Origin of the sequence: Acinetobacter sp. V110_1, assembly GCF_031798975.1 — a bacterium.
GTDB lineage: Bacteria > Pseudomonadota > Gammaproteobacteria > Pseudomonadales > Moraxellaceae > Acinetobacter > Acinetobacter nosocomialis_A.
Genome location: NZ_JAVQNN010000021.1, coordinates 1 through 24,935 on the forward strand (window position 1 = coordinate 1; position 24,935 = coordinate 24,935).

The following is a 24,935-nucleotide window of genomic DNA, read 5'->3' on the forward strand; positions in this document are numbered from 1 at the left end:
GGCACCGGGTTTTGATCTCGGCATCCGTTGGTTCGAATCCAGCCGCCCCTGCCATTCTCTTATTTTAAAGACAGACTTAATTGCCTTGATTTTTGTTGATTATTCTTGACATTGCATTGCAAAAATATTAAAGTTCTGCCGCATTAGGGGCGTCGCCAAGTGGTAAGGCACCGGGTTTTGATCTCGGCATCCGTTGGTTCGAATCCAGCCGCCCCTGCCATCTATTTCATTACATACCAACCGCCAAGGGTGCTTCATGCCCAATCTTGTCGTTTTTAGTGGAAATGCTCATCCACAGTTCGCTCAAAAAGTCGTAAGTCACTTACATATCCCTCTAGGTGCTGCATCAGTCGGTCACTTTTCTGATGGAGAAATTTCAGTAGAAATTACTGAAAATGTTCGTGGTAAAGACGTATTTATCGTTCAGCCTACTTGTGCGCCTACCAATGATAACCTTATGGAAATCTTGGTAATGGCAGATGCATTGCGTCGTGCAAGTGCTGGTCGTATTACCGCTGTTATTCCTTATTTTGGTTATGCTCGCCAAGACCGTCGTCCACGTTCTGCACGTGTGCCGATTACAGCTAAAGTTGTTGCAGACATGCTTACCACTGTTGGTATTGACCGTGTCGTAATGATTGACTTACATGCTGACCAAATCCAAGGTTTCTTCGATATTCCAGTCGACAACATCTACGGTACTCCTGCTTTGCTTGCTGACTTACGTCAACAACAACATGATAACCTTATGGTGGTTTCTCCTGACGTTGGTGGTGTAGTACGTGCACGTGCTGTTGCCAAACAGATGGGTGACATCGATTTAGCAATCATCGACAAACGTCGTCAAAAAGCCAATGAGTCGCAAGTTATGCACTTGATTGGTGATGTAAAAGATCGTGATTGCGTTATTGTAGATGACATGGTTGATACAGCTGGTACATTGTGTAAAGCAGCTGATGCACTTAAGCAATTTGGTGCACGTCGTGTTGTTGCTTATGCAACTCACCCTGTACTTTCAGGTAAAGCAATTGAGAACTTACGCAACTCAGTCATTGATGAGTTAGTTGTAACTGACACAATTCCTCTTTCTGAAGAAGCATTGACTTTGGGCAAAATCCGTCAAGTTTCTGTTGCTAGCATGGTTGCTGAAACGATTCGTCGTATTAATAACGAAGAGTCTATCAGCGCGATGTTCGATAGTTTATAATATTGCAGCTTTTTCTTAACCCTGGCTTTGGCTGGGGTTTTCTATCACTAAACTGGTCGCAAGTTTAGTTTATTTAATCTTTAATGAGGATTTATCTCATGGCAAACTTCGTATTCAACGCTCAAGCGCGTGCTGAAGACAAACAAGGGAAAGGTGCGAGCCGCCGCCTTCGTCGCGAATCTTTAGTTCCAGCTATCATCTACGGTGGTAACGCTGAGCCTGTAACTGTTACTTTAGAACTTCGTGAGCTTGTAAAAGCTTTAGAAAACAATGCTTTCTTTGAAGAAGTTGTAGAAATCAAAGTGGGCGACAAAGTTGAAAACGTTAAAATCCAAGCGTTACAACGTCACCCATCTAAAAACACTCCTATGCACGCTGACTTCAAACGCGCATAAGTGTTTAAAGGCGTAAATTAGTGTCAAATATTTCGCTAATTGTTGGTTTGGGCAATCCTGGTTCAGAATATGCCCAAACCCGCCATAATGCAGGCTTCTGGTTCGTTGAACAGCTTGCAGATAAATATGGCATTACATTAAAAAATGATCCAAAATTTCACGGAATCAGTGGTCGTGGTAATATAGAAGGACACGATGTTCGCTTACTTCTACCAACGACTTACATGAATCGTTCTGGACAAAGTGTTGTTCCTTTCTCAAAATTCTATCAAATTGCTCCAGAAGCAATTCTGATTGCTCATGATGAACTTGATATGAACCCTGGTGTAATTCGTCTCAAAACAGGCGGTGGACACGGCGGTCATAACGGTTTACGTGATATTGTCCCACATATTGGTCCAAATTTTCATCGTTTACGAATTGGTATTGGACATCCAGGTTCAAAAGAAAGAGTTTCTGGGCATGTACTCGGAAAAGCACCAAGTAGTGAACAAAGCCTGATGGATGGAGCAATTGATCACGCTCTTTCTAAAGTAAAGCTACTTGTTCAAGGACAAGTATCACAGGCCATGAACCAAATTAATGCGTATAAACCAGCTTAAATTGTTGAACAATCAAGCTTGCTATCTTGCTTTTTTAGGAGCAAAATGCGCATCAGCCACCTTGCCCGAATGGCAAAGGCAAAAGATTTCACTATAAGATCTTCTTAGGTCTACTCAGGAGACGCTAGCCATGCTATCTCGTTTATTAAAATGCAAAATTCACCGTGCAGTTGTAACCCATGCTGAACTTCACTATGAAGGTTCTTGTGCAATTGATGGCGTATTGATGGATTTAGCTGGTATTCGTGAATACGAAGAAATCCACGTTTGGAACGTAACTAATGGCAAGCGCTTCACAACTTACGCGATTCGTGGTGAAGACAACTCTGGCATTATTTCAGTAAACGGTGGTGCTGCTCACCAAGCAGATGTAGGCGATTTAGTTATTATTGCTACATTTGGTGATTTCACAGAAGTTGAAGCAAATGCTCATAAACCACGTTTGGTATATGCAAACCCAGATAATACAGTCAACCACACAGCGAATTGCATTCCTGTACAAGTTGCTTAATTAAAGATTTAAAAATAAAAAAGCCCGTAAATACGGGCTTTTTTATTTGACTTTACAAATTCCTAGCAGTCCCCTTCCACCAGCTTCGCTGCTGCTTACAGTTTAAAGGCTGTAGTTCTTCTCCTCTTAAATCAAATAAAGTCGCCTCGCCTTTTGTATTTACCTTAAATTCAGCATACTTTGCTTTTTCATAGCATTGGGCTAGACCTTCGGCAAATAAAAAACTTCGAGAAGCTGGATATAAAGCCTGCAAACGATTTTCAGGATTTTTTAAAATTAAACTTTGCCCAGCAAATGAATTGTGAGTATCTAAAATTGTACGAACTACTCGATTTTGTGAATCCAAAATAACTTTTGCTGGAATATTGGCATGATTAAGAATCACTTGATCTAAAGCTTCACCTTCGCTTCCTGAAAGTGCTTTAAGAGATTGTAAATTTAATTCATACGCCAGCGCCATGTAGTCCCCTTGTAATATGGAGCGAGGGTCAACGGGCTTAAGCTTAATAAAAATACTTTTACTCTGATGCAGGCGCCATTCATTTTTCGCTACCAAACCTGCAAAAACTAATACAGTGACTATTGCAAGTATAAGAGAGAAATACTTTTTCATTACTTTTCTCCCTCAACAAAATTGTTCTTAGCTTCTTGTAGGAGCAATCCATATAAGGCCAACAATATAATTCCTGACACTAGGATTGATGCACTTTTAGCTAGAAAACTTAATTGTAGACTGTAATAAAGTTGCCAAAGTACAATAGCAAACACAAGAAGTGTAATACCGTAAACAACGCGATCTTTATTTTTTAAGGCCCATGTCAAAATTATAAATAGAATGAATACATCAAAATAGCCGAGTGCAATAAGTACTATGCCAAAAATTAAAAAGGCAAAAAAAGTTATAGCGTGAAGTTGCCTATAGAGATAGAAAAAACTAAAGCACAATAACCATAGACTTGGTAAAACATAGAAAAACCATGATGACTGATCAGCCGAATCAAGCAATGCTAACCCTATAAAATTATCAAAGAATGAGTTCACCAAAATCACAGCAAGTACGCATAAAAAGATACTCCGCTCATACAATATAGCTGCCTTACTCCCTATTAGTAGTACTAAGCTAAAAATTAAATAGTTAAGTAAAGTTAAATTGAAGTAAGTTTGAGTCGGATGTACTGACCACAATGAATGGTCTAGTTGCAGTATGTAGATAAATGCTATGCCATAAGTTGCGAGCATTTGAATTAAAATAAAGAACCAATGAGGCTTAAGAAAATAACTGATACATAGCATAAAAATCTGGGCAATCAACACCCATAAAATTTGATTTGTCTCAGAACCAAGATGGAATAAAAAAGCAGTCTGCCCACTCACAAATAAACAATATGCAAATTGCCGAATGAAATAGCTTTGAGATTTTGTCAGTAATGTTATAGCTATAACAACAAAAATGATTCCAATAATTAAAGAAATAGTCTTCCAAAATACGAGTGTAAATGCTGCAAGTGCTAAACCAGCAAGCCAAGCACCAATTGCTAAAGGAATAACATAAAAACGACTTTGGCGAAAAATTCTTATTAAGAAGTAACTAATGAGTGCAAACCAAATAAAAATAATGCCCGCAATCAATAAAAAAATGAACTCATTAGAATCTTTAAATAAATGATTAATACCATCTACAAGCCATATTGTTGCGGTTACACCGAGAACAGCAGCCATCAAACTGGCACATAGCTGATCATTCTTTTTAAAGAAATAATAGAAAGCAATAACGCCTAGAAAGAAAGCGGAAATTAGATACGGTAAATTTTTATTCGATAAAAATTGGATCATCCCTATTATTGAAATAACAGCAAACCAAGCAATAAAAACAAAACGTAAGGCTGTATATTTCTTTTGACAGATCCAGAACTGGACAAGACTTAATAAATTTAGAGCAAAAAGATAAAGATAAGGAAACTTTTCTGCCCAGAAAGTCTGTTTAAAAAATAAAAAAAGTGTAAGTTGGCTTGTAATACAAATTAAAGCAAAGATTCCAATATTTGGTCGATATAGCCACGGCAATAAAAACAGAGTCCAAATCAAGAAAACTAAATAACTGTCTGCACCAGTTTGATAAACTTGCCCAATTACAGCTAAACTCAAACCGATCATTAAGCCGCAAGTACCATGTAAAGTCTGCCGTATTCCCTCGCTTAAGGTACCGTTTATGCTCACCCAAGCTGTGACAAGCAATATAACAGGTGGAATAATGAGTTGAATGCTATCAGGAAGCATCAACCAGTTAGCAGCAATTAAATAAAGAATACTGAGCGCCATAAATACATAACTAAAAATATGGAGATGCTGAATAAATAAAGTATTCCTAAATGGATAATCGCCTCTAATCTGCATGAAAAACCTGTTTTATTTATAATTTTCTATAAAAAACATAGCATTCACTTTTAAAACCAACAAGTAAGCTCTTGTTAAAAAACCTATTTCGATTTATGAAAATACTTATTCATAATGAGACTTAGCATTCTACAAAAGCATCTAGCCAATTTTGCCAAGCGCGCTATAATAAAACCCATCGCTTCAGGGCGGGGTGGAATTCCCCACCGGTGGTAAAGTTAATTTTATGAATAGATTAACAAGCCCACGAGCTTAAATTGTGTAATTTGAGCAGATTTGGTGAAACTCCAAAGCCGACGGTATAGTCCGGATGAAAGAAGACGACGAACTGGGATAAATCCGTTTTATTTCAGTGCCAGCCTGTTTTTACATCAGTCCTGAAATGTTCAACCGTATTTTTACGAGAGCGTTTCATTATGTCTAGCTTAATTCAACCAGAACTTTTTTTCTCAGCCCTCTCTCCTGCTGAGCAGCGTATTCAACAAGCATTAGAAGATATCCGTCAAGGCAAACCTGTCTTGGTTATGGATGACTTTGATCGTGAAAATGAAGCAGATTTAATCGTTGCAGCAGAAACGCTAACTGTTGAGACCATGGCACGTATGATTCGTGATGGCTCAGGTATTGTATGTTTATGCCTGACAGAAGAATTAGCAGATCACCTTGAACTCCATCCCATGGTTTCTCAAAACTCAAGTCAGTTTCATACTGCTTTTACAGTAACCATTGAAGCTGCTCAAGGCGTTACCACTGGTGTTTCTGCTAAAGACCGTGTAACAACCATTAAAACTGCTATTAAAGATGGTGCTGTTGCAAGTGACTTAAATCGTCCGGGTCACGTTTTCCCATTACGTGCACGTAATGGTGGAGTCCTTACTCGTCGAGGTCATACCGAGGGAACAATTGATCTAGCAAGACTAGCCGGGCTTAAACCCGCTGGCGTATTATGTGAATTAACCAATCCAGATGGCACGATGGCGTCGGGCATTCAAGTTTTAGCATATGCTCAAACTCATCACTTAACGGTGATTACGATTGAAGAACTTGTTCAATACCGCCAGCAACACAGCATTTAAACAAAAAAGGTTTGGCTTTACGACAAAGCCAAACCTATAAATTAAAACTTATTTATATTTAAGAAACTTTCTTTTGTGCTGCCAGTTCTTCAACATAGTCCAAAAGTTCAGAGAACTGATTAATCATTGCTTTTGGCTGTGCTTGAGCAAGTTCCTCTGCTGTTCCATAACCGTAAGTCACAGCTACCGCCTCAATACCATTGTGGCGAGCACCTAAAACATCATATTGACGGTCACCTACCATTAAACACTCTTCTGGGTTTAATTGCTCATGCTCAAGAATATAACGAATGAGTTCAGCTTTATTAGTCCGCTCACCCGTTAACTCACTCCCATAGATATGTACAAAGTATTGGCTTAATTCAAAATGGTCCAAGATACGTTTTGCATAAATCGTTGGTTTAGCAGTTGCAACAAATAAACGATATCCTTCTTTTTTTAAAGCGCTAAGCGTTTTTGCAACAGATGGATATACTTCATTTTCAAATAAACCAATGACCGAGAAACGCTCACGATAAGCCATTAAAGCTTGTTCAGCTAAAGCATCATCTTGAGTAGCTAATAATTTTGCGAGTGAAGGCTTTAAAGGTGGGCCAATTGTCCAGTCAATATCTAAATCGGCAGCCAATGGATAACCTAATTTCTCCATTGCATAGCGAATTGAAGTATGGATTCCAACTTTTGGGTCTGTTAAGGTTCCATCTAAATCAATCAAAATATGTTTTATAGCCATTCAATCACTAACCCAGTAAAGTATTTAATTCAATTGGTCGAGAGTTTAATCAAACTCTCTTATACTAACGTAAATTTAAATTGAAAAGGAAATAACCGTGCGTCCAACCGTACTTTGTTTCTCGGGTTTAGACCCTTCAGGTGGTGCAGGTTTACAAGCCGATATTGAAGCGATTGGACAAAGTGGCGCCCATGCAGCAATTGCATGTACGGCTCTTACCATTCAAAACTCACAACAAGTATTTGGCTTTGAAGCAACCTCAAAAGAACTATTACTAGCTCAAGCTAATGCCGTGGTAGGTGACTTACCCATTAAATGTGTTAAGTCAGGTATGCTGGGCACCACAGATAATATTGCTGCACTCGCTGAATTTTTACGTGCTCATCCTGATTATCAATATGTACTTGACCCTGTTTTAGTTGCAAATAGCGGTGGCTCTTTAGGTGACCAAGCAACCTTAGTTAAAGCATTTGTTGAACTGATTCCCCTAGCGACTCTTATTACCCCCAATACAGTTGAATTACGAGCATTAACAGGTATTGACGACTTAGAGCAAGCAACCAAAAAACTTTTTGAAATGGGTGCTAAAGCTGTATTAGTAAAAGGTGGACACGAAGATACCCCCGACTTCATTAAAAATAGTTTATATATTGATGGTGAACTTGCAGCGAGTAGTAGCTGTCCTCGCCTTGAAGGCGAATATCATGGCTCAGGTTGTTCATTAGCGAGTTTTATTGCAGGTCGCTTAGCTTTAGGTGATTCTCTAAAAATTGCAGTACAACATGCAGAAACATGGTTATTTGGTGTTTTAAAAAATGCCGAAACACCCGTACCTAATGGACAAAAGATTCCAAAACGATTTTAACAACCAAATAAAAAGGCGCTTTAAGCGCCTTTTTATTTATTCCAATTACTGTGGAATACGTAAAACTTGTCCAGGGAAAATCTCATCTGGATCTTTCAACATTGGTTTATTTGCTTCAAAGATTTTCGGATACTGGTTTGCATCGCCATAAAATTCTTTCGCAATTTTTGAAAGATTATCACCAGATTTTACTGTATAAAATTTGCTTTCCGGTTCTGGAGTCACAACAGTCATCTGGTCATCTACATGTGCAACATGATCGATGTTACCAACAATAAGAATAATCTTTTCTTTATCCGCTTGGCTTTGCACTTGACCATTAATAGTCGCAGTATCAGTTGAACCATTATATGTTACAGATAAGCCTTCCACCCCAAGGCCTAAACTTTTAATTAATCCTAATAATTTATTCGCCACTTCTTGTGCAGAAGGTTCTGCTGGAGTTGCTGGAGCTGGTTGTGGTTCTGCTGGTGCGGTATTTTTCTTACCAATACCTTTTACAAAATCAAAAAGACCCATTTTTAGTCCTCATCTTATTGTTTATAGTAAAGTCATTAAACTGACCCTTATTGTTATACTTGAAAAAAGAGACACCTCTGCTATCAATTGAGGTTGATCTTGTAAAAATATGTATCTCTCTCAATTATTTTACTCAAATAAAAAAAAGCCACCTTACGGTGGCCTTCTTTTTAATCAGCAATATGCGAATTAACCAAGTTTTTTAGTTACATAGTCAATTGCAGATTGAACTGTAGTGATTTCGTTTGAATCTTCATCAGGGATAGTGATGTCGAAGTCATTTTCGAAAGACATAACAAGTTCAACTAAATCTAAAGAGTCAGCACCCAAGTCATCCATGAAAGATGCTTCGTTTTTAATCTCTTCAGCTTTAAGACCAAGTTGTTCTGCAACTGCTTGTTTAACGCGTTGTTCGATATCGCTCACAGGAATTCTCCTCATTGCTTGTGGCGTTTGATTTGCCACTAGTTTAATTGAATATAAAAATTTTTAAAAGTTTATACATCGGCGTTAGGCCATGTATAAACCACCATTTACATGTAATACCGTACCGGTAATGTAACCTGCTTTATCACTTGCAAGGAAACTCACCGCATTTGCGATATCTTGTGGCTCACCTAAGCGATTTAAAGCCACTTGATCACTCATTTTTTTGCGAATGTCTTCACTAAGTGCATCTGTCATTTCTGTTGCAATAAAACCTGGTGCCACACTGTTTACAGTAATTTGGCGGCTACCCATCTCTTTTGCAAGGCTACGGCTAAATGCTTCAATACCTGCTTTAGCAGCAGAGTAGTTTGCTTGGCCTGGGTTTGCAAAATGAGCAACAACAGAACTGATATTAATAATTCGACCAAAACGTGCTTTCGTCATACCTTTAAGTACGCGTTTAGATAAACGATAAACGGCTTTAAGGTGGATATTGAGAATGTCATCCCAATCATCTTCAGACATACGAAGCAACAAATTGTCTTTCGTAATACCTGCATTGTTAACAAGAACAAGTACAGGACCATAGTTCTGTTCAATATGAGACACGACTGCTTCAATCTCATCGAGATTACGCACGTCGAGCGCCAAACCTGCACCTTGTTCACCAAAGCTATCAGTTAGCTTTTGTGCACCAGATTCAGAAGTCGCAGTACCTACGACAAAATAACCGTCTTGAATAAGTTGCTGGGCAATTGCAGCGCCAATGCCCCGACTCGCGCCCGTTACTAATGCAACTTTGCGTTCTTGTGTCATGCAATTTTTCCTTCTGCCACTAAAACAGCATTTAGGGCATCTTCCATTTTGCTCTTACTATCAATAGAAAAAGCTTTTTCAATATTTGGTAAACGCTTTGCGAGATTACTCAATACTGTACCTGGACCACATTCAACAATGTACTGAATACCTTGGTCTTGTAGAGACTGCATGGTACGAGTCCATTGTACAGACTGGTACAATTGTGCCGTTAAAGCCTGACGTAATTGAGCAACATCGGTAGCAATTCCCGCGTTGACATTTTGTATTACAGGAATGGTAGGTAGCTCAATGGCAGTTTGTTCCAAAGCTTCTGCAAATTTCTCTGCAGCAGGTTTCATCAATGAACAATGCGAAGGTACAGAAACTGGTAAAGCAATTGCTTTAGCAGATTGTTCTTTTGCCAATGCCATAACTTGCTGTACAGATGCAGTACTACCCGCAATTACAACCTGACCTTGTGAATTATAATTTGCAGCTTCAACTGAACCTTGACCCGATGCAGTCACGCTCTGGCACAATTCAACTACTTTATCATCGGCCAAACCAAGAATTGCAGCCATAGCGCCTTCCCCTTGAGGAACAGCACTTTGCATGAGTTTTCCACGCAAATTAACTAATTTAACTGCATCTGCCAAACTCATTGAACCCGCTGCAACTAAAGCGCTGTATTCACCTAAAGAGTGCCCTGCAAGGTATTTAGGCGCTAAACCACCTAAATCTAACCATAGACGCCATAAAGCGATGCTGGCAGTTAATAATACAGGTTGGGTGTTTTCTGTTTGGTCTAAACCTTCACCACTTTGCGCAATGTGCCAAAGATCAAATCCTAGCGCGTCTGAAGCTTCAGCAAAAGTTTGCCCAACTCCACTAAACTGTTCTGCGAGTTCAGCGAGCATACCAACTTTTTGTGAACCTTGACCCGGAAACACAAATGCAGTTTTTGTGGCTAAAGCTACTTGTTCAAGACGTTTAGCAGACATAAGAAATCCTTTTTGGGTTTTCACTCATTTCTCTGGAGCGGAAATTTAACATTTAATTTGTATATTTATAATTGCGAAAAACAACAAAAAAAGGGAGCTTTCGCTCCCATTTTTTCTATACTTAAGCATCACGCTTAATGCATATCATGCAATTATTCAGCATCAGCTGCTTTAGCGAATAATTGGCGACCACGGTAGAAACCGTCTTTAGTCACGTGGTGACGACGATGAGTTTCACCAGTTGCTTGGTCTACTGTTAATGCATTCTCGGTTAAAGCGTCATGTGAACGGCGCATGTCACGGCGAGAGCGACTTTTACGGTTTTGCTGAACGGCCATGATGGCTCCTTACAAAGATCGAAAAAATGGATCAGAACAAATTCAGTTGTCTTATCTCATAATCATAACACAAATTATGAGTTAAGTTTACCCTTCAAACCTGCCAAAACATCAAACGGGTTATCCCGTTTCTCTTCGACAACGTTCTGAATGGTAGGTTGATGTTTATGTTCACAAGCATCATGCTTGGGAGATAAAGGCATCAACAATAACAGTTCATCTTCTAGTAATGCGAGTAAGTTGATCGAAGCAGGTGTATCAAAATCACCTTTTGTCGAAGACTCACTTTCACCTAAAACGATGAAATCAGCATCCTCATCCAAGCGCTCTATCAGTGACTCATCATCTACAAGTGCAATATGAAAGTCAGAAACAATTGGCATTTCAACAGGTTCCAAACAACGTTGGCACTCCATCGGAACTTTTGTTTCCATATGACCATCTAACCACACAATGCGATGATAGGCATCCATTGATAGCTTACAGTCTATGTTGATCAATTGGTTATCAATTGACCCAACAGCTTCACGAGCAATACGAGCAAGACGAGACAATGGCAGTTGACCTGACCATGTAAAGCCTTGTTCAGCCCATTTAAACGGCTCAATCTGTGCCGGAAAGGTATTTGCTGACATAATTAAGGCGGCAATTCTACAAATTCATCGGTACTCTGTCAAAGATTAAGATACAATTTTGTACTTCTTTAGACAGAACTCGGGGTAAATTAAGCAATGCACCTGTTGCAGCCGCAACCTGAAGTTAACACTTCATTACTCGTTTGCACCCATTCAACTCACCAAAACACTCTTTTACCTGACATGGTGCAACTCTCACCATGGCCAAGCTCAAAATTAGAGTCTGAGCAAGTTGATTGGCTTATTTTACACTTTAATCACTGGTTTTCCCACCATAATGTGACATTAGTTCGTGGAGAATTTGAACCAGAATATTTCCCAGCGAATGAACATGAACCAGCTAAAATTCAATTTGCCCATGGTTTTTTCAATAGCGCCTTGCATGAAATTAGCCATTGGACAATTGCAGGTGCAAAACGTCGCCTATTACCCGATTTAGGTTATTGGTATGCGCCAGATGGTCGAACTAAAGAACAGCAGGATTTATTTGAACAAGTAGAAATCAAGCCTCAAGCCATTGAATGGCTATTTGCCCAGTCTTTTGGCAGAAAATTTAGAGTATCTCTAGATAACCTGACAGGTGATGGCGGAGATGGTAAAAAGTTTAAAGATAATGTTTATGCCCAAGTACAACGTTACTTTTCTGGTGAAGCTAAACTACCCGTCGATGCAGCAAGATTCATTGAATGTATTTGCCAATGTACACGAGCAAGTACAGCGTTACAATTAGATGAATTTAAACGTGAACTCCTTGATTAAATGACAAAAAAACTACGTAAGTTACTTGCTTCCCAAGTTTGAAAAGTCTAATACTATTTTTAATACTGGCGTGATGGAGTCTCTAAAATATGCTGCATTTACATGTACATCCTGAAAATCCACAGCAACGCCTCATTGACCAAGCGGTTGAGCGTATTCGTGCAGGAGATGTTGTGGTCTACCCTACCGATGCTGCCTATGCAATCGGATGCCAGATTGGTAATAAAAATGCGATGGAACGTATTGCCCAAATTCGTGATTTAGGTCCTAAACATCAATATGCAATTATGTGTTGCGATTTATCAGATATTGCCACTTATGCAAAAGTTGATAATGCGACTTATAGATTATTAAAGGCAAATACACCTGCCATTACGACTTTCATTTTACCTGCAACCAGCGAAGTTCCGCGCCGGTTAATGCACCCTAAAAAGAAAACGATTGGTTTACGTATTCCGAGTAACCCAATTTGTCAGGCTTTATTAAAAGAACTTGGTGAACCTTTACTGACAAGTACATTGATTTTACCAGGGCAAGAAGACCCACTTGATGATCCTTATGATATTGAAAATCAGTTGGCTAAACGTATTGATGTCTTTATCGATGGTGGGTTCGGTACTTTAACTACCACTAGTATTGTTGACTTATCGGGTGAACATCCAGAAATTATCCGTCATGGTGCTGGAGATGTAAGTGCTTTCGAATAAGCACTTATTCTCCTTTTTACCAACAGTTAAAAAAAAAGTATTATCAAGAAAAAAAATACTCTTTATTTAGTTTGGATTTTTTTTACACTTTAGTCGTTAAGCAATTTATTAAAAGTCACAATTCCTTTAGAATGTTTTGCACTATCTGCTGTTCTTCTGCTACAGCTCTTATTGACTTGAAAACAAGTCTCATGCTTTTGAAAATTCGCGTGGCTTATAATCGTAATGAACCAATCACTTCATCAATCCATGGAAGACGTTCCACACATCCGTGTTTTAGATGAGTGGCACGACACGATTCCTGAAGATCTTTATATTCCTCCGGCTGCCTTTGAGATTTTACTCGAACAGTTTGAAGGACCACTCGACTTTTTAATTTATCTGATTCAGAAAAACGGTTTTGATTTAGTTCAGCTCGATATCGCCCCTATTGCCACTCAATATTTAGCTTATATGGATAGCATGAAATCCTTAAATATTGAGCTGACTGCCGACTATATGGTGATGGCTGCTTTATTGGCTGATTTGAAGTCTCGCTTACTTTTACCTAAGCCAACTGTTGTTAGTATTGAAAAAGATCCGAAGCAGGATCTTATTGATCGACTAGAAACTTATTTACGCATTAAGCAAGCTGCTGAGCGTTTAGGTCAAATGCCAGTTCTTGACCGTGATACATTTAGTGCCAATGTAAGCTTAGGACATATTGCACCTGTTTATGAAGGTTATGATGTTTCAGCATTACACGATGCTTTGTTTTGCGTATTTAACCGTCCAGAACCTGTAACGCACACAATTGCACAAGAGCCTGTACTATTAGAAGAACGTATTGCTTATATTGGAGAGAAATTAGAGTCAGGCGACGTGTTAAGTTTTAAAGAATTACTGAACCCCCAACAAGGCCGTATGGGAATGGTTGTAACTTTTATGGCTGTTTTAGAATTGACCCGACAACAAAAGATTAAAATTATTGCGACAGGTGTTGAAGCTCCATTGGCTATTCAAGGGTCTGCGGCATGAGTTTTGAACAAAATAATACCGATTTGTCATTAGCTGACATTCATCACGAAGTTTTATTGCAACTTGAAGCGATTATTTTTGCCAGTGAAGCACCTGTTTCAATTGCTCGTTTAAAAGAAGCTTTTAATAATCAATATAACAAACAACAGCTTCGTCAGCTTTTACAACAGCTTGCCCTCTTACAACATGGCCGCTCTATTGAGTTGATTGAAACCGCGCAAGGCTTCCGTTTTCAGGTAAGATCCAAATATCGCAATATTATTGCGCAGATTTGGCCAGAGCGACCAACAAAACTGTCGCCATCTTTACTAGAAACGTTGGCCGTCATTGCGTATCATCAACCAGTCACGCGTGCTGATATTGAACAAATTCGTGGTGTATCTAATAATAGTCAGATTCTCAGAACGCTATTTGACTGGAACTGGATTAAAGAAGCTGGTTTTAGAGATTTACCCGGAAGACCTGCGTTGCTAATTACAACGCCTCAATTTCTGAATGCTTTTGGTCTAGCCTCTTTAGGCCAATTGCCTCCCCTACAGAACGCCAAGGAAGCATTTATGGCTCTCGATGCGAATGCACCGAAATCATAAAGAGGTGGACTGTTGATCATTATGTCTAAGGTTGTGCTGTCATGAGTGAAAAATTGCAAAAAGTATTAGCGCGAATCGGATTAGGTTCCCGTCGATATATGGAAGAGGTTATTGCCGCAGGACGCGTGAGTGTAAACGGCAGCGTTGCCCAAGTGGGTGAGCGCATTGAACCAGGCGATGAATTACGCATTGATGGCCGTAAAGTTCAGTTCCAAATCGAGGACGAAATTCGTCGTCGTGTACTGATTTATTATAAACCTGAGGGTGAGATCTGTTCACGTAATGACCCAGAAAAACGCCCAACCGTATTTGATCATTTGCCACAAATTGCAAATGACCGTTGGGTAATGGTAGGTCGTCTGGATATTAACAGTACAGGTTTATTACTATTCACAAATGATGGTGAGCTTGCTAACCGCTTAATGCACCCATCTAATGAAATTGAACGTGAATACGCTGTACGTGTAATGGGTGAAGTAACCCCACAATTACGTCAAAACATGGTCAATGGTGTAGAGCTTGAAGATGGTCCAGCCAAGTTCGAATCTTTCTCTGAAATTGGTGGTGAAGGTATTAACCGCTGGTATCAAGTTGTAGTGAAAGAAGGCCGTAACCGTGAGGTTCGCCGTATTTTCGAATCACAAGGTCTTAAAGTAAGCCGCTTATTACGTACTCGCTACGGTACTGTTATTTTACCACGTGAATTGCGTACTGGCCGTTGGATGGAGTTAGACAAAACTGACATCGACAACTTGGCAAAATCTGTTGAATTAAAGCCACGTCAAGGTACAGGTTTATTTGGCATGGCAAAACGTCGTACTGACCGTATGACTGAAAAGCCAATGGCAGCACGTCGTGGTGGTTATTTACGTCAACAACGTCGTGATGATGAAAAAGAAGCGCCAGCTAACACAGGTAATCAGCGCAAATCGACGGGTTTTAACCGTGGATTTAAAAAGTTCTAAGTAAAGCTTTTAAATAAAAAAACCGCTCACATTAGAGCGGTTTTTTATTGCTGACTTACACTTAATTCATTTTTGCTAATTCAATCCACTCAGCCTCAGGGAAATGAATGGCTAAATAGTCCTTCAAATAATTTGAAGTATCTTGCGAAATTAATGGATCTTTTGATTCATCTTTTAAGTTATAAACCAAAGCTTTTAATTTCAGACCGCGTGACTTAAGTGCCTCAAGACTAAGCAAAGTATGGTTAATACTTCCTAGACGACCAGAAGTCACTAAAATAACAGGGAACTGATGCTGAGCCACATAGTCAATGGTGAGTAGACTGCTGGTTAAGGGCACCATTAAGCCCCCTGCACCTTCTAACAATACAATTTCAAAACGCTCAGCCAATGTTTGAGTCGCATTTTCAATTTTTTGAAAATCAATTTCTCTATTATCTAAGCGTGTTGCCAAATGAGGTGAAGCAGGATAACTAAAGATTTCAGGCATAGTCAGCTTATCGTGATCTTCCTGAAACCAACCTTGCCCCATAATTTCACGATGCTTCTCGATATCTTCAGAAATATCAGCATTACCTGTTTGAATGAGTTTTTGGGTAATTACTTTTTTACCCTGCTCAGTCCATAATTTTGCTAAAAAACCTGTCGCGTAGGTTTTACCAATTTCGGTATCAATCCCACTCACAAAATAGACCTGACCACTCATTTACTTCATTCTCCGGGCAATACAATAAATTGGATGATATGTTAAGGCATATCCCTCAGCATGCTTAAACCGCTCATAATCTTGATAAAACTGCTGTAAACTTTGCTTAGTCCAACGATGCTGAGCTGTAGCAGTTACACCTGTTGCTTTCAAATGTTGTAATACCGCTTTAGGTGAATCGAAATAGAGCTGAGTTTCTGACTCAGATAAATAAAGAACTTCAAACCCAGCCTGAGTTAAGGCACTGTTCCAATTTTCAAGAGACCAGTAACTTAGGCCTTGTCCAGTTAACTCTTTAATTTCAATTAAGTTCTTAGCTCCAAATGTTGAAAAGCATAACCAACCGATGTCAGTTAAAGCTTCATTACAACGCTTAAGCAAACGCGGTAAATCTTGCATCCATTGCAAAGCAGAACCTGAAACAATCATATCGAGCTGTTGAGGGAGTTCTAACGTTTCAACATCTCCAATTAACCATTTCAAATGTTCTTGATGATTAAAGTGCTGCTGCACCTCTGCATACAGATCATTCAAAATTAAATCTTCAATTTGAAAAGCTTCAACAAGCAGATGAGTTAAGTTACCAGAACCACAACCAATTTCAAAAACACGTGACATCGTACTTGGGCAAAACTGCTTTAGTAAGCCCGTTAAATTTTGGCAAATTTGTTTTTGAACAACCGCATGCTCTGAATAGCTTTGCCCTGCTTTAGCAAAACGCTCGGCAACTAAGTTTTTATTCAGACTCACAGAAAACTCACCAGTGCTTCAAGCTCGTGCTGTTCAACCATTGACGTTAAAGAAATACGCAAACGTGCACTATTTTTAGGTACTGTTGGTGGGCGTACAGGCATGGCATAAAAGCCGCTTTCTTGAACTTGTTTTGCCTTATCGATCGCAGCCTGACTTTCTCCAACAATAACTGGAACAATATGACTGGTCGACGGACTTACATAACCCTTTTGTACAACAGCTTGTTGAAGATATTGGCTAATATTTTTTAAGTGTTCACGCTGAGGTTGAGCAACTAATACTTTTTGGAATATAAAGTTTACCCAAGCTACAATAATAGGAGGTTGAGAGGTCGTAAAAATAAGCGGGCGCATTTTATTAATAAGATAATCTTTAATAATTGGATCGCAAATAATGTAACCACCGACTGCTGCCAATGCTTTACCGAAGGTACCTACCAAAAAATCAATTTCCTGAATGACATTATATTGTTCAGCACACCCCAAACCTTGCTGACCACGTACACCAATTGAGTGTGCCTCATCGACATAAAGCATGGTTTTAGCAAAACGTTTTTTAAGCTGGACTAATGCGGCTAAATCCGTTTCATCACCATCCATACTAAAAATACTTTCTGTGACCACAATAATTCGTTCAATCTTGTCATCATCATGATACTTTTGCAGAAGTTGTTCTAAGTGCTGTAAATCGTTATGACGATAACGTACATACTGCGCACCAGACAACCGAATCCCGTCAATCATGCTGGCATGGACTAATTTATCTGCCAAAATTAAAGTTTTACTATCAGAAACAGCTGGCAAAATACCAATATTCATGTGATAGCCACTATTAAATAGCAGAGCCGACCGATCACCAAATGCCTTACTTAGGCTATTTTCCAACTGTTCATATTCATTAAAATTACCCGTCAATAAACGGGCCGATGAAGAACTAAAATAGCTGCGCTCTAATGGCAAGCTATCTAAAAACTCTTGGCGAAGATTAAGATCAGCCGCCAACCCAAGATAGTCATTTGAAGCTAAGTTAAGCATTGTTTTATTTTGAATAGTAATAAAACGGCCATGCTGCACATTTTGAGTAAATTGTCTGAAATTACCTTGTTGTTTTAACTCATCTAACTCTGTAGCAAAATGATCAAGCAATGACATCTTAATGCGCTCCCTGCAATGTTTTAACAACTTCAACCAATTGTTCAAGCAAATCGCTTAGCTCTTGTTGAGTGATGACATACGGTGGCATCACATAAACCAGTTTGCCAAAAGGGCGAATCCAGATTCCACGGTCTACAAATTGTTGCTGTAAAGTTTTCATATCAACATTAAAGGTGAGTTCTACTACACCAATTGCACCCAGCACTCGTACATCAACAACATAATCAAGCTGATTTAAAGGCACTAAATGTTGGCTAAGCTGTTGCTCAATTCGCTTAATATTAGCTTGCCAATCTTGCTCAATTAATAATTGCGTACTTTTCAAGGCAACGGCGCAAGCAAGTGGATTGGCCATAAAGGTTGGGCCGTGCATAAATACTCCAGCCTCACCACGACTAATCGTTTCTGCAACATGCTTTGTTGTTAAGGTCGCAGATAACGTCATATAGCCGCCTGTTAACCCTTTACCTAGGCACATAATATCCGGCTCGACTTGAGCATGTTCCCACGCAAAAAGCTTACCCGTACGGCCAAAGCCAGTCGCGATTTCATCAAAAATTAATAACAGATGATATTTCTCGCAAAGCACTTTAGCCTGACGTAAATATTCAGGATGATAAAAACGCATGCCCCCTGCACCTTGAACAATTGGTTCAATAATGAGTGCAGCAAGGTTTTCATGATTTTGCTGAATGGCTTGTTCTAGCTCGGCAATATCTTGAGGATTCCATTCTTCGTGGAATTTGGTTTGAGGTGCAGCTACAAAAAGACGGTTGGGTAAGCTTGTACCAAAAATTTGGTGCATGCCTGTAACCGGATCACACACAGACATCGCATTCCATGTATCACCGTGGTAACCAGAACGCGTAGTAATAAAATTTGTTTTTTGTGGTTGGCCTTGTGCTGTCCAGAACTGCACAGCCATTTTCAAAGCAACTTCAACGGCAACCGACCCTGAATCTGCATAGAAAATTTTATCGAGACTTGGCGGTGTAATTTTTAAAAGAATTTTACCAAGTTCAATCGCAGGATCATGGGTTAGCCCACCAAACATGATATGTGACATGTTCTGTAATTGATTGGTCACTGCCTGATTGAGTTCAGGATGGTTATAGCCGTGAATTGCACACCACCAAGACGACATGCCATCAATTAAAGTTCTACCATCCTCGAGTTCAATCGTTGCCCCATAGGCACGCTTAACTTTAAATGTGGGTAACGGTTGGGCCATTGAAGTATATGGATGCCAAATATGTTCCAAATCAAAATTATCGGTCATCCTCTATACCCTTTTACAGCAATCAAATCTTTCATTTAACACATGTTAAACCTGTTAAGAATGAAAGAAAATTGCGATATCAATCAAAGCTTATTAACTTTGCTGATGAATTGTTAAAAACTGGCAGATTTCTTCAATTGTTCTTTCCACCTGTAAGTAGGGAAAAGCATGTGTAGTATCTTTGAGTAGTTTATAAATCATGTTTTCTGTAGCGAAATCCTTAAAATTCTCCATAATTTTGCAAGGAATGACATTGTCTTGCTCAGCAAACAGATGAAGCTGTAGACCTGGATAATTTTTCAAGTTATCTACCAGATTTAACTGTTCAAGCATTTGCAAACCTTCTATTAAAAGTTCATTTGACGGCGGATTTGCTATATTTTGTACACTCATCCAATCTTGTTTCGCTTGAGATGAGCCAAGTGTAATCAAATAATAAAAACGCTTTAAAGTGGCTTGTGGGTTCTGTAAAAAAGACGCTTTAAATTGACTAAATACATCAGTAGGCATTGCTGTTTGCCAATTATCGTTAGCAACAAAACATGGATTCGACGCGAGCGTAATTAACGTTTTAGTTTGCCCAGTTTGTTTATAAAAAAAGTCAACGAGATGAGTTGCTAACTGTCCACCTAAAGACCAGCCTATCACCACATCAATTTCAGCCACTAAATCAAGCTGTGCTTGAAAGTTACTCTCTAAAATATTAAAGATATTAATTAGTTGTGTTTCGAAACCAGCTTTTTCCAAATGCAATTTAAGTGATTGCAAAGGTTCTACCCCTACTCCCCAACCTGTAATCAATAAAATTTTATTTTGTAACTTCATATGCATGTCCACAGCCAACTTTTGCAAGATTATATATTAATATCAATTTTAAATATCCTTTAAAATCAACATAAAAATTAAATTTCGAAAAGTAAAATCAGGCATTTAGAGGCGTTTAATATTCTGAAATATATTGATAAGTAAGGCCTAAATTATTCATATGAAATATACAAAAATTTAATTATGTAAACATTGAAGCAAATCAAAAAACAACATAATCCACACTTCACCCATAAATCCATTGTGCAATGTAATTAATGTTAATACTTATGTTTTTTTATTAAAAAAAATGACTCATCAATTCATTTTAATGATAGAAGATTAATCAATGATCAAAAATATTGGGCAGGTTAATATGAACAGTCAAAGTATAATATGTGATGGGAGAGAAAAAGATACATATTTTGTTACACCCAGTGGTATTATAAATACCTTACCTTCAGATAAAAATTATTGTTTATTTCTGGATATTGATGGAACATTAGCTCCATTTCAAATTCATCCGGAACATAGTTTTATTCCTAATACGACATTAGAAGTTATAAAAAAAATTATTGAATTAAATATACCAGTGGTTGCTGTAACAGGTCGCGATGTTGAAACAGCTAATAAGTTGCTTCAGTCTATTGAGGTTCCTATAGCGGGGCTACATGGTTTAGATATTTATTTTGACTCTAGCACTTATATTCGCCCAGACTTAAGTGATATTAATTTTAATAAATTAAAAGAAGATATTATAAAATCTTGTGAAAAATATCCCGATTTATTAATTGAGGATAAAGGATATTCTATTGCTTTACATTATCGAAAAAATCCAGAATTAGAAAATAATGCAATTTATATTATGCAAAAGATTAAATATTTTTATCCTCAACTAAAATTAAATAGAGGAAAATTTGTAGTTGAATTAGTACCTAAACAGGCAGATAAAGGTAAAGCAATTCAAACTATATTAAATCATCTTAATTTACCGTTAATTCATCCAATATTTATAGGAGATGATTTAACAGATGAATCTGGTTTCATTTTTATTAATCAACAATTTGGCACTTCAATTAAAGTAGGTTCTGGTGAAACAGAAGCTCAATATAGATTAAAAGATATTAACAGCGTTTCTAATTTTCTTTTTTTCTTTCTCGAAAAAATAAAAAAGTTATACGTCAAAAATAGTCAAGATCAGAATGGAGAACAAATATGTCTAAATTAATCGTGTTATCGAATCGAATAAGTATGCCATCAGGTAAGGCTTCAGCAGGTGGCCTTGCCGTGGCTGTGCAAGATGCTTTGAATGATAGTAATGGTATTTGGTTAGGCTGGAATGGTCAGCAAATTACCGATACTGAAGCGCCTGAGTTCGATCAGGCATATTCTCATGGGATTGACTACATTACCTGCCCTCTTACACATCAGCAATATGCACAGTACTACTGTGGTTTTGCTAACAAAGTTTTATGGCCTGCCATGCATGATCGAGATGATCTGATCGAATATGATGCTGAAGAATATAAGACTTACCAAAGGGTTAATCGTTTATTTGCTGAAAAATTAAAGCAAATTGCCCAGCCGGATGATGTTATTTGGGTACATGACTACCACTTTTTTAGTGTAGCCCGTCATTGCCGCGAATTAGGAATGCAAAATAAAATCGGTTTCTTTTTGCATATTCCTTTTGCAAGCCTAAATATTTGGCGCAAAATTCCAGTTGCACTACAGTTAGTACAAGACCTTTGCCAATATGATGTAGTTGGTCTACAGACTCAAGCTGATCAAAACACCTGTATGCAAACCTGTATGGGCTTACTTGAAGCTCAAAAAATACTAAGCGACCGAATCAGTTATAAAAAACGTCAGGTGTTGATTAAGTCCTATCCTATTGGTGTACAACCAGAACTTATTCAACGACAAGCACAACAGGCATTTCATACCCCATATGTATTTAACTTTGAAGATATTCCACGTCAAAAAACTATTATCGGGGTTGATCGGATTGATTATTCAAAAGGTCTGCTTGAGCGTTTCAATGCATTTGCGACCTTCTTGGAAACTAATCCTGAATATCATGGACTGGTACGCCACCTTCAAGTTGCAACGCCTTCACGTACTGATATTCCAGCTTACCAACGTTTATACCAACGTTTTAAAACCAAACTAGAGCTGATTAATGAAGAGTTTGCCCACGAAGACTGGCGTCCAATTGATTGCTGCTACGACACTGTTCAACATGACAGCCTAATGCATATTTATCGCCGTTCTGACATTTGCTGGATTAGCTCATTACGTGATGGCATGAACTTGGTCGCAAAAGAATATATTGCGGCTCAAGACCCAGAGAACCCCGGTGTGCTGATTTTATCTAAATATGCTGGTGCTGCTGAACAAATGACTCAGGCCTTGATTGTTGACCCCTTAGATCGAGCAGCCATGATGGATACTCTAAAAACCGCTCTAGAGATGTCTAAAGCAGAACGTATTAATCGTTATGAACAGTTAATAGAAGGTTTGGCAGCCACCGACTTGAGTGATTGGCGAAATACTTTCTTGAAGGATTTAGAAAATGCTCCGACTTTCAATAAGTCTAAGCTGTCATTACAAGACAAGTATCAACCTACTTACCATGTCTTATAATGATTTAAGCTTATAGAACATCGAGAAGTTTTCTCGATATTCTTTCGGCGGGTAAGTTGGCTTAAGTTACTTTGCCTTCACAAGGGTAAAGCGATTGAGTAGAGCAATCATAGTTAATAAAACTGCTACACCTGTTAGCACTGTGGTTAGACTGGTCCACTGACCAATTAAGCCGATTAAAGCTGGACCACTTAATGAGCCAGTGTAAGCAATGGTTGAAACCAAAGAAAGCGCTGCTGCTTTAGGCATATCATTTTGACGGCCAACACGCGAAAACATAACAGGCACAATGTTAGAGCAGCCTAAACCTAAAAGTGCGTAACCTAATACCACGACCTGCCAAACAGGTGCCATCACAATAGTGACCATAGCAAGAGCTGCAACAATTGCACTATAAGTCACAATGGTTTTCTCGCCCCATTGTTTTAACAAAAGATGTCCTGCAAAACGACCACTTGTCATACTAAGTGCAAAGAATGTATAAGCCAGCCCAGCAAAAGCAGGATTAAGCTGATACTTACTCGTTAAATAAATACCACCCCAGTCCATTGCTGCACCTTCTGACAAGAAGGCAATAAAACACATCATCCCAATTAAGAGGATAGTACCATTCGGACGCGAAGATTTTTTCGGTGCGTCAGTTATTTCTGCTGCACCTTGTTCATCTTGCTCAAAGGTTGTTAAAGCAGATGGAATAGCAACAAAACTAACAGCCAATAAAATCATGACTACCGACAGCGTGCTCATGAGTGGTGAAAGACCAATTGCCAGTAGTGCAGTAACAAGCATGGCACCTATTAAACCACCAAGGCTACACATACCATGGAAACTGGACATGAGTGCACGTAAGCTGTTCTTTTCCACCACAACTGCTTGTAAATTGATAGCAACGCCAAGACTACCTGCTGCCGTACCAAAAATAAATAATGCCACCGCCATTGAAACAAGACTATGCCAGATCGTCAAACTTGGTAGTAATACTGTTAAAAGTATAGTCGCCACAGCAATTAAAGGACGACATCCCCAACGCTTAACTAAAGCCCCTGTCGCAGGCATAGCAATCATTGAGCCTATTCCCATACAGAGCAGCAATAAACCAAAATTTGCATGATTCAGGTTTAAACGTTGCTGTGCATAAGGAATAAGTGGCGCCCAAGCAGATATCGCAAAGCCCAAGCTAAAAAAGCTAAGACGAGTTGCTAATCGTTGTGTGCTTAAGAGAGTAGCTGTATCTAAAACAGCAGGTTTGGAAAATAACATATACGCGAAGCTCACCATAAAACCATTGGCGATCCATACCAACCGATTCCCCATAGAAAAACCCCTGCCTTATTAAGTTCCAGGCAAGGGTTTTTGTTGGCGAAATTATATCCAATTCCACAAAAAAAACATGGGGTCTGATACAATTTTTCTGACTTTTTTGTAACCGCCAAAGCCTTATATAGTAAGGCTTTGAATATATTCAATTTGACAATATTAACGTCTAAGCAGTAATTTCATTTTATTAAAATGAGCAAATAAAAAACCCAGCTTAAGCTGGGTTTTTCAAATTATTAAATTTGAGACTGAATATAATTTTGTAGGCCAATTAGTTCAATTAAACGCAACTGTTTTTCAAGCCAGTAAGTATGGTCTTCTTCGGTATCTGATAATTGTTGACGTAACATGTCACGACTAATGTAGTCGCCTTTTTCTTCACAAAGTTTAATACCTGTCGCTAATTTTTCACGCACGTGATATTCAAGTGCTAAATCAGCTTTTAAGCAAGATACAACGTCTGTACCCACATTGATATCTTCACGGTGCATGTTTGGTTTGGCACCTAAAAATAATACACGACGAATAATTGCATCGGCATGAGAAGCTTCTTCTTGCATCTCATGGTCAATACGCTCATAAATCTTGTTTAGGCCCCAATCTTCATACATACGAGAATGGATTAAATACTGATCACGGGCAGCCAACTCTCCGCCAATGAGCATATTTAAATAGTCTATGACTTCTGGATTGCCACGCATAATAAATCTCCTATCGTATGAGTCTATTATGGGC

29 protein-coding genes, 1 tRNA gene and 1 riboswitch are annotated in these 24,935 nt (G+C 38.7%); of the genes, 14 read left to right on the forward strand and 16 right to left on the reverse strand.

Going from position 1 to position 24,935, the window contains the following annotated elements:
• Nucleotides 1–145: 145 nt before the first annotated feature.
• From RMA95_RS08420 to panD, 5 genes are all read left to right on the forward strand, one after another.
• Nucleotides 146–220: transfer RNA gene (locus tag RMA95_RS08420), tRNA-Gln, on the forward strand.
• A 36-nt stretch (nucleotides 221–256) separates the two neighbouring features.
• Nucleotides 257–1,207: a ribose-phosphate pyrophosphokinase gene (locus RMA95_RS08425; protein WP_002120445.1), complete on the forward strand. Its 951-nt coding sequence runs from the start codon at nucleotides 257–259 to the stop codon at nucleotides 1,205–1,207.
• 98 nt (nucleotides 1,208–1,305) lie between these two features.
• Nucleotides 1,306–1,602, forward strand: a complete 297-nt coding sequence (gene rplY, locus RMA95_RS08430) for a 50S ribosomal protein L25 (protein ID WP_263613059.1) — start codon at nucleotides 1,306–1,308, stop codon at nucleotides 1,600–1,602.
• A 20-nt stretch (nucleotides 1,603–1,622) separates the two neighbouring features.
• Nucleotides 1,623–2,204 carry an aminoacyl-tRNA hydrolase gene (pth, locus tag RMA95_RS08435; protein ID WP_002050315.1) on the forward strand — a complete coding sequence of 194 codons (582 nt, stop codon included), beginning with the start codon at nucleotides 1,623–1,625 and terminating at the stop codon, nucleotides 2,202–2,204.
• A 130-nt stretch (nucleotides 2,205–2,334) separates the two neighbouring features.
• Nucleotides 2,335–2,715, forward strand: coding sequence for an aspartate 1-decarboxylase (gene panD / locus RMA95_RS08440; RefSeq protein WP_016142035.1), 381 nt, complete (start codon nucleotides 2,335–2,337; stop codon nucleotides 2,713–2,715).
• Nucleotides 2,716–2,767: 52 nt separating this feature from the next.
• Here panD and RMA95_RS08445 read toward each other — a convergent pair whose 3' ends face one another.
• Together RMA95_RS08445 and RMA95_RS08450 are read right to left on the reverse strand one after the other, a co-directional pair.
• A complete protein-coding gene (locus RMA95_RS08445; RefSeq protein WP_311070141.1) occupies nucleotides 2,768–3,328 on the reverse strand; it encodes a GDYXXLXY domain-containing protein in 561 nt (186 codons plus the stop codon).
• Entirely contained in the window at nucleotides 3,328–5,109 is a 1,782-nt protein-coding gene (locus RMA95_RS08450) for a DUF2157 domain-containing protein (RefSeq protein WP_311070142.1), read from the reverse strand. The genes RMA95_RS08445 and RMA95_RS08450 overlap by 1 nt, the downstream gene beginning before the upstream one ends.
• A 176-nt stretch (nucleotides 5,110–5,285) precedes the next feature.
• Nucleotides 5,286–5,435: riboswitch (FMN riboswitch) on the forward strand.
• A 90-nt stretch (nucleotides 5,436–5,525) separates the two neighbouring features.
• Between RMA95_RS08450 and ribB the strand changes: the two genes are divergently transcribed.
• Nucleotides 5,526–6,185: a 3,4-dihydroxy-2-butanone-4-phosphate synthase gene (ribB, locus tag RMA95_RS08455; protein ID WP_311070143.1), complete on the forward strand. Its 660-nt coding sequence runs from the start codon at nucleotides 5,526–5,528 to the stop codon at nucleotides 6,183–6,185.
• Nucleotides 6,186–6,243: 58 nt separating this feature from the next.
• On the opposite strand, the gene RMA95_RS08460 is transcribed toward ribB, so the two are convergent.
• The gene (locus RMA95_RS08460) at nucleotides 6,244–6,918 is read right to left on the reverse strand and encodes an HAD-IA family hydrolase (RefSeq protein ID WP_311070144.1); all 675 of its coding nucleotides are present in this window, start codon (nucleotides 6,916–6,918) and stop codon (nucleotides 6,244–6,246) included.
• A 97-nt stretch (nucleotides 6,919–7,015) separates the two neighbouring features.
• Between RMA95_RS08460 and RMA95_RS08465 the strand changes: the two genes are divergently transcribed.
• Complete coding sequence (locus tag RMA95_RS08465; protein ID WP_311070145.1) at nucleotides 7,016–7,783, forward strand: hydroxymethylpyrimidine/phosphomethylpyrimidine kinase; 768 nt, start codon at nucleotides 7,016–7,018, stop codon at nucleotides 7,781–7,783.
• A 45-nt stretch (nucleotides 7,784–7,828) separates the two neighbouring features.
• Here the strand turns inward: RMA95_RS08465 and lysM are convergent, their stop codons facing one another.
• The 6 genes from lysM to RMA95_RS08495 all read right to left on the reverse strand — a co-directional run bounded on the left by lysM (nucleotide 7,829) and on the right by RMA95_RS08495 (nucleotide 11,503).
• Entirely contained in the window at nucleotides 7,829–8,302 is a 474-nt protein-coding gene (lysM, locus tag RMA95_RS08470) for a peptidoglycan-binding protein LysM (RefSeq protein WP_263613054.1), read from the reverse strand.
• Between the two features lie 189 nt (nucleotides 8,303–8,491).
• Complete coding sequence (acpP, locus tag RMA95_RS08475) at nucleotides 8,492–8,728, reverse strand: acyl carrier protein (RefSeq protein WP_001279871.1); 237 nt, start codon at nucleotides 8,726–8,728, stop codon at nucleotides 8,492–8,494.
• A gap of 84 nt (nucleotides 8,729–8,812) precedes the next feature.
• On the reverse strand, nucleotides 8,813–9,547 hold the full coding sequence (fabG, locus tag RMA95_RS08480; protein ID WP_000191300.1) for a 3-oxoacyl-ACP reductase FabG: 735 nt from the start codon (nucleotides 9,545–9,547) through the stop codon (nucleotides 8,813–8,815).
• Entirely contained in the window at nucleotides 9,544–10,530 is a 987-nt protein-coding gene (gene fabD, locus RMA95_RS08485) for an ACP S-malonyltransferase (RefSeq protein WP_311070148.1), read from the reverse strand. Before fabD ends, fabG begins: the two co-directional genes overlap by 4 nt.
• 152 nt (nucleotides 10,531–10,682) lie before the next feature.
• Nucleotides 10,683–10,868: a 50S ribosomal protein L32 gene (rpmF, locus tag RMA95_RS08490; protein WP_000290730.1), complete on the reverse strand. Its 186-nt coding sequence runs from the start codon at nucleotides 10,866–10,868 to the stop codon at nucleotides 10,683–10,685.
• Between the two features lie 74 nt (nucleotides 10,869–10,942).
• Nucleotides 10,943–11,503 (reverse strand): DUF177 domain-containing protein, encoded by a 561-nt coding sequence (locus tag RMA95_RS08495; RefSeq protein ID WP_002050389.1) that lies wholly within the window; start codon nucleotides 11,501–11,503, stop codon nucleotides 10,943–10,945.
• A gap of 96 nt (nucleotides 11,504–11,599) precedes the next feature.
• Here RMA95_RS08495 and RMA95_RS08500 point away from each other — a divergent pair, with 96 nt between their 5' ends.
• The 5 genes from RMA95_RS08500 (at nucleotide 11,600) to rluB (ending at nucleotide 15,541) form a co-directional block, all read left to right on the forward strand.
• Nucleotides 11,600–12,262 carry an elongation factor P hydroxylase gene (locus RMA95_RS08500; protein ID WP_311070150.1) on the forward strand — a complete coding sequence of 221 codons (663 nt, stop codon included), beginning with the start codon at nucleotides 11,600–11,602 and terminating at the stop codon, nucleotides 12,260–12,262.
• 89 nt (nucleotides 12,263–12,351) lie between these two features.
• On the forward strand, nucleotides 12,352–12,969 hold the full coding sequence (locus RMA95_RS08505; RefSeq protein ID WP_151761909.1) for an L-threonylcarbamoyladenylate synthase: 618 nt from the start codon (nucleotides 12,352–12,354) through the stop codon (nucleotides 12,967–12,969).
• A 225-nt stretch (nucleotides 12,970–13,194) separates the two neighbouring features.
• The gene (locus RMA95_RS08510; protein WP_311070151.1) at nucleotides 13,195–13,986 is read left to right on the forward strand and encodes a segregation/condensation protein A; all 792 of its coding nucleotides are present in this window, start codon (nucleotides 13,195–13,197) and stop codon (nucleotides 13,984–13,986) included.
• Entirely contained in the window at nucleotides 13,983–14,576 is a 594-nt protein-coding gene (gene scpB / locus RMA95_RS08515; RefSeq protein WP_004703403.1) for an SMC-Scp complex subunit ScpB, read from the forward strand. The genes RMA95_RS08510 and scpB overlap by 4 nt, the downstream gene beginning before the upstream one ends.
• Nucleotides 14,577–14,617: 41 nt before the next feature.
• Nucleotides 14,618–15,541 carry a 23S rRNA pseudouridine(2605) synthase RluB gene (gene rluB / locus RMA95_RS08520; RefSeq protein WP_263613051.1) on the forward strand — a complete coding sequence of 308 codons (924 nt, stop codon included), beginning with the start codon at nucleotides 14,618–14,620 and terminating at the stop codon, nucleotides 15,539–15,541.
• Nucleotides 15,542–15,602: 61 nt separating this feature from the next.
• Here rluB and bioD read toward each other — a convergent pair whose 3' ends face one another.
• The 5 genes from bioD to RMA95_RS08545 all read right to left on the reverse strand — a co-directional run bounded on the left by bioD (nucleotide 15,603) and on the right by RMA95_RS08545 (nucleotide 20,258).
• The gene (gene bioD, locus RMA95_RS08525) at nucleotides 15,603–16,247 is read right to left on the reverse strand and encodes a dethiobiotin synthase (protein ID WP_263613050.1); all 645 of its coding nucleotides are present in this window, start codon (nucleotides 16,245–16,247) and stop codon (nucleotides 15,603–15,605) included.
• Nucleotides 16,248–16,997 carry a malonyl-ACP O-methyltransferase BioC gene (gene bioC, locus RMA95_RS08530; protein ID WP_263613049.1) on the reverse strand — a complete coding sequence of 250 codons (750 nt, stop codon included), beginning with the start codon at nucleotides 16,995–16,997 and terminating at the stop codon, nucleotides 16,248–16,250.
• Nucleotides 16,994–18,151, reverse strand: coding sequence for an 8-amino-7-oxononanoate synthase (locus RMA95_RS08535; protein ID WP_311070154.1), 1,158 nt, complete (start codon nucleotides 18,149–18,151; stop codon nucleotides 16,994–16,996). Before RMA95_RS08535 ends, bioC begins: the two co-directional genes overlap by 4 nt.
• Before the next feature lies 1 nt (nucleotide 18,152).
• Nucleotides 18,153–19,433 (reverse strand): adenosylmethionine--8-amino-7-oxononanoate transaminase, encoded by a 1,281-nt coding sequence (gene bioA / locus RMA95_RS08540; RefSeq protein WP_311070155.1) that lies wholly within the window; start codon nucleotides 19,431–19,433, stop codon nucleotides 18,153–18,155.
• 93 nt (nucleotides 19,434–19,526) lie between these two features.
• A complete protein-coding gene (locus tag RMA95_RS08545) occupies nucleotides 19,527–20,258 on the reverse strand; it encodes a hydrolase (protein WP_311070156.1) in 732 nt (243 codons plus the stop codon).
• A 355-nt stretch (nucleotides 20,259–20,613) separates the two neighbouring features.
• Here RMA95_RS08545 and otsB point away from each other — a divergent pair, with 355 nt between their 5' ends.
• Both otsB and RMA95_RS08555 read left to right on the forward strand, forming a co-directional pair.
• Entirely contained in the window at nucleotides 20,614–21,465 is an 852-nt protein-coding gene (gene otsB, locus RMA95_RS08550) for a trehalose-phosphatase (RefSeq protein WP_311070191.1), read from the forward strand.
• Nucleotides 21,453–22,883: a trehalose-6-phosphate synthase gene (locus tag RMA95_RS08555; RefSeq protein ID WP_311070157.1), complete on the forward strand. Its 1,431-nt coding sequence runs from the start codon at nucleotides 21,453–21,455 to the stop codon at nucleotides 22,881–22,883. The genes otsB and RMA95_RS08555 overlap by 13 nt, the downstream gene beginning before the upstream one ends.
• Before the next feature lie 66 nt (nucleotides 22,884–22,949).
• Here the strand turns inward: RMA95_RS08555 and RMA95_RS08560 are convergent, their stop codons facing one another.
• Complete coding sequence (locus RMA95_RS08560) at nucleotides 22,950–24,143, reverse strand: MFS transporter (protein ID WP_263614952.1); 1,194 nt, start codon at nucleotides 24,141–24,143, stop codon at nucleotides 22,950–22,952.
• A 293-nt stretch (nucleotides 24,144–24,436) separates the two neighbouring features.
• Nucleotides 24,437–24,901, reverse strand: a complete 465-nt coding sequence (bfr, locus tag RMA95_RS08565) for a bacterioferritin (protein ID WP_001214863.1) — start codon at nucleotides 24,899–24,901, stop codon at nucleotides 24,437–24,439.
• Between the last annotated feature and the right edge of the window lie 34 nt (nucleotides 24,902–24,935).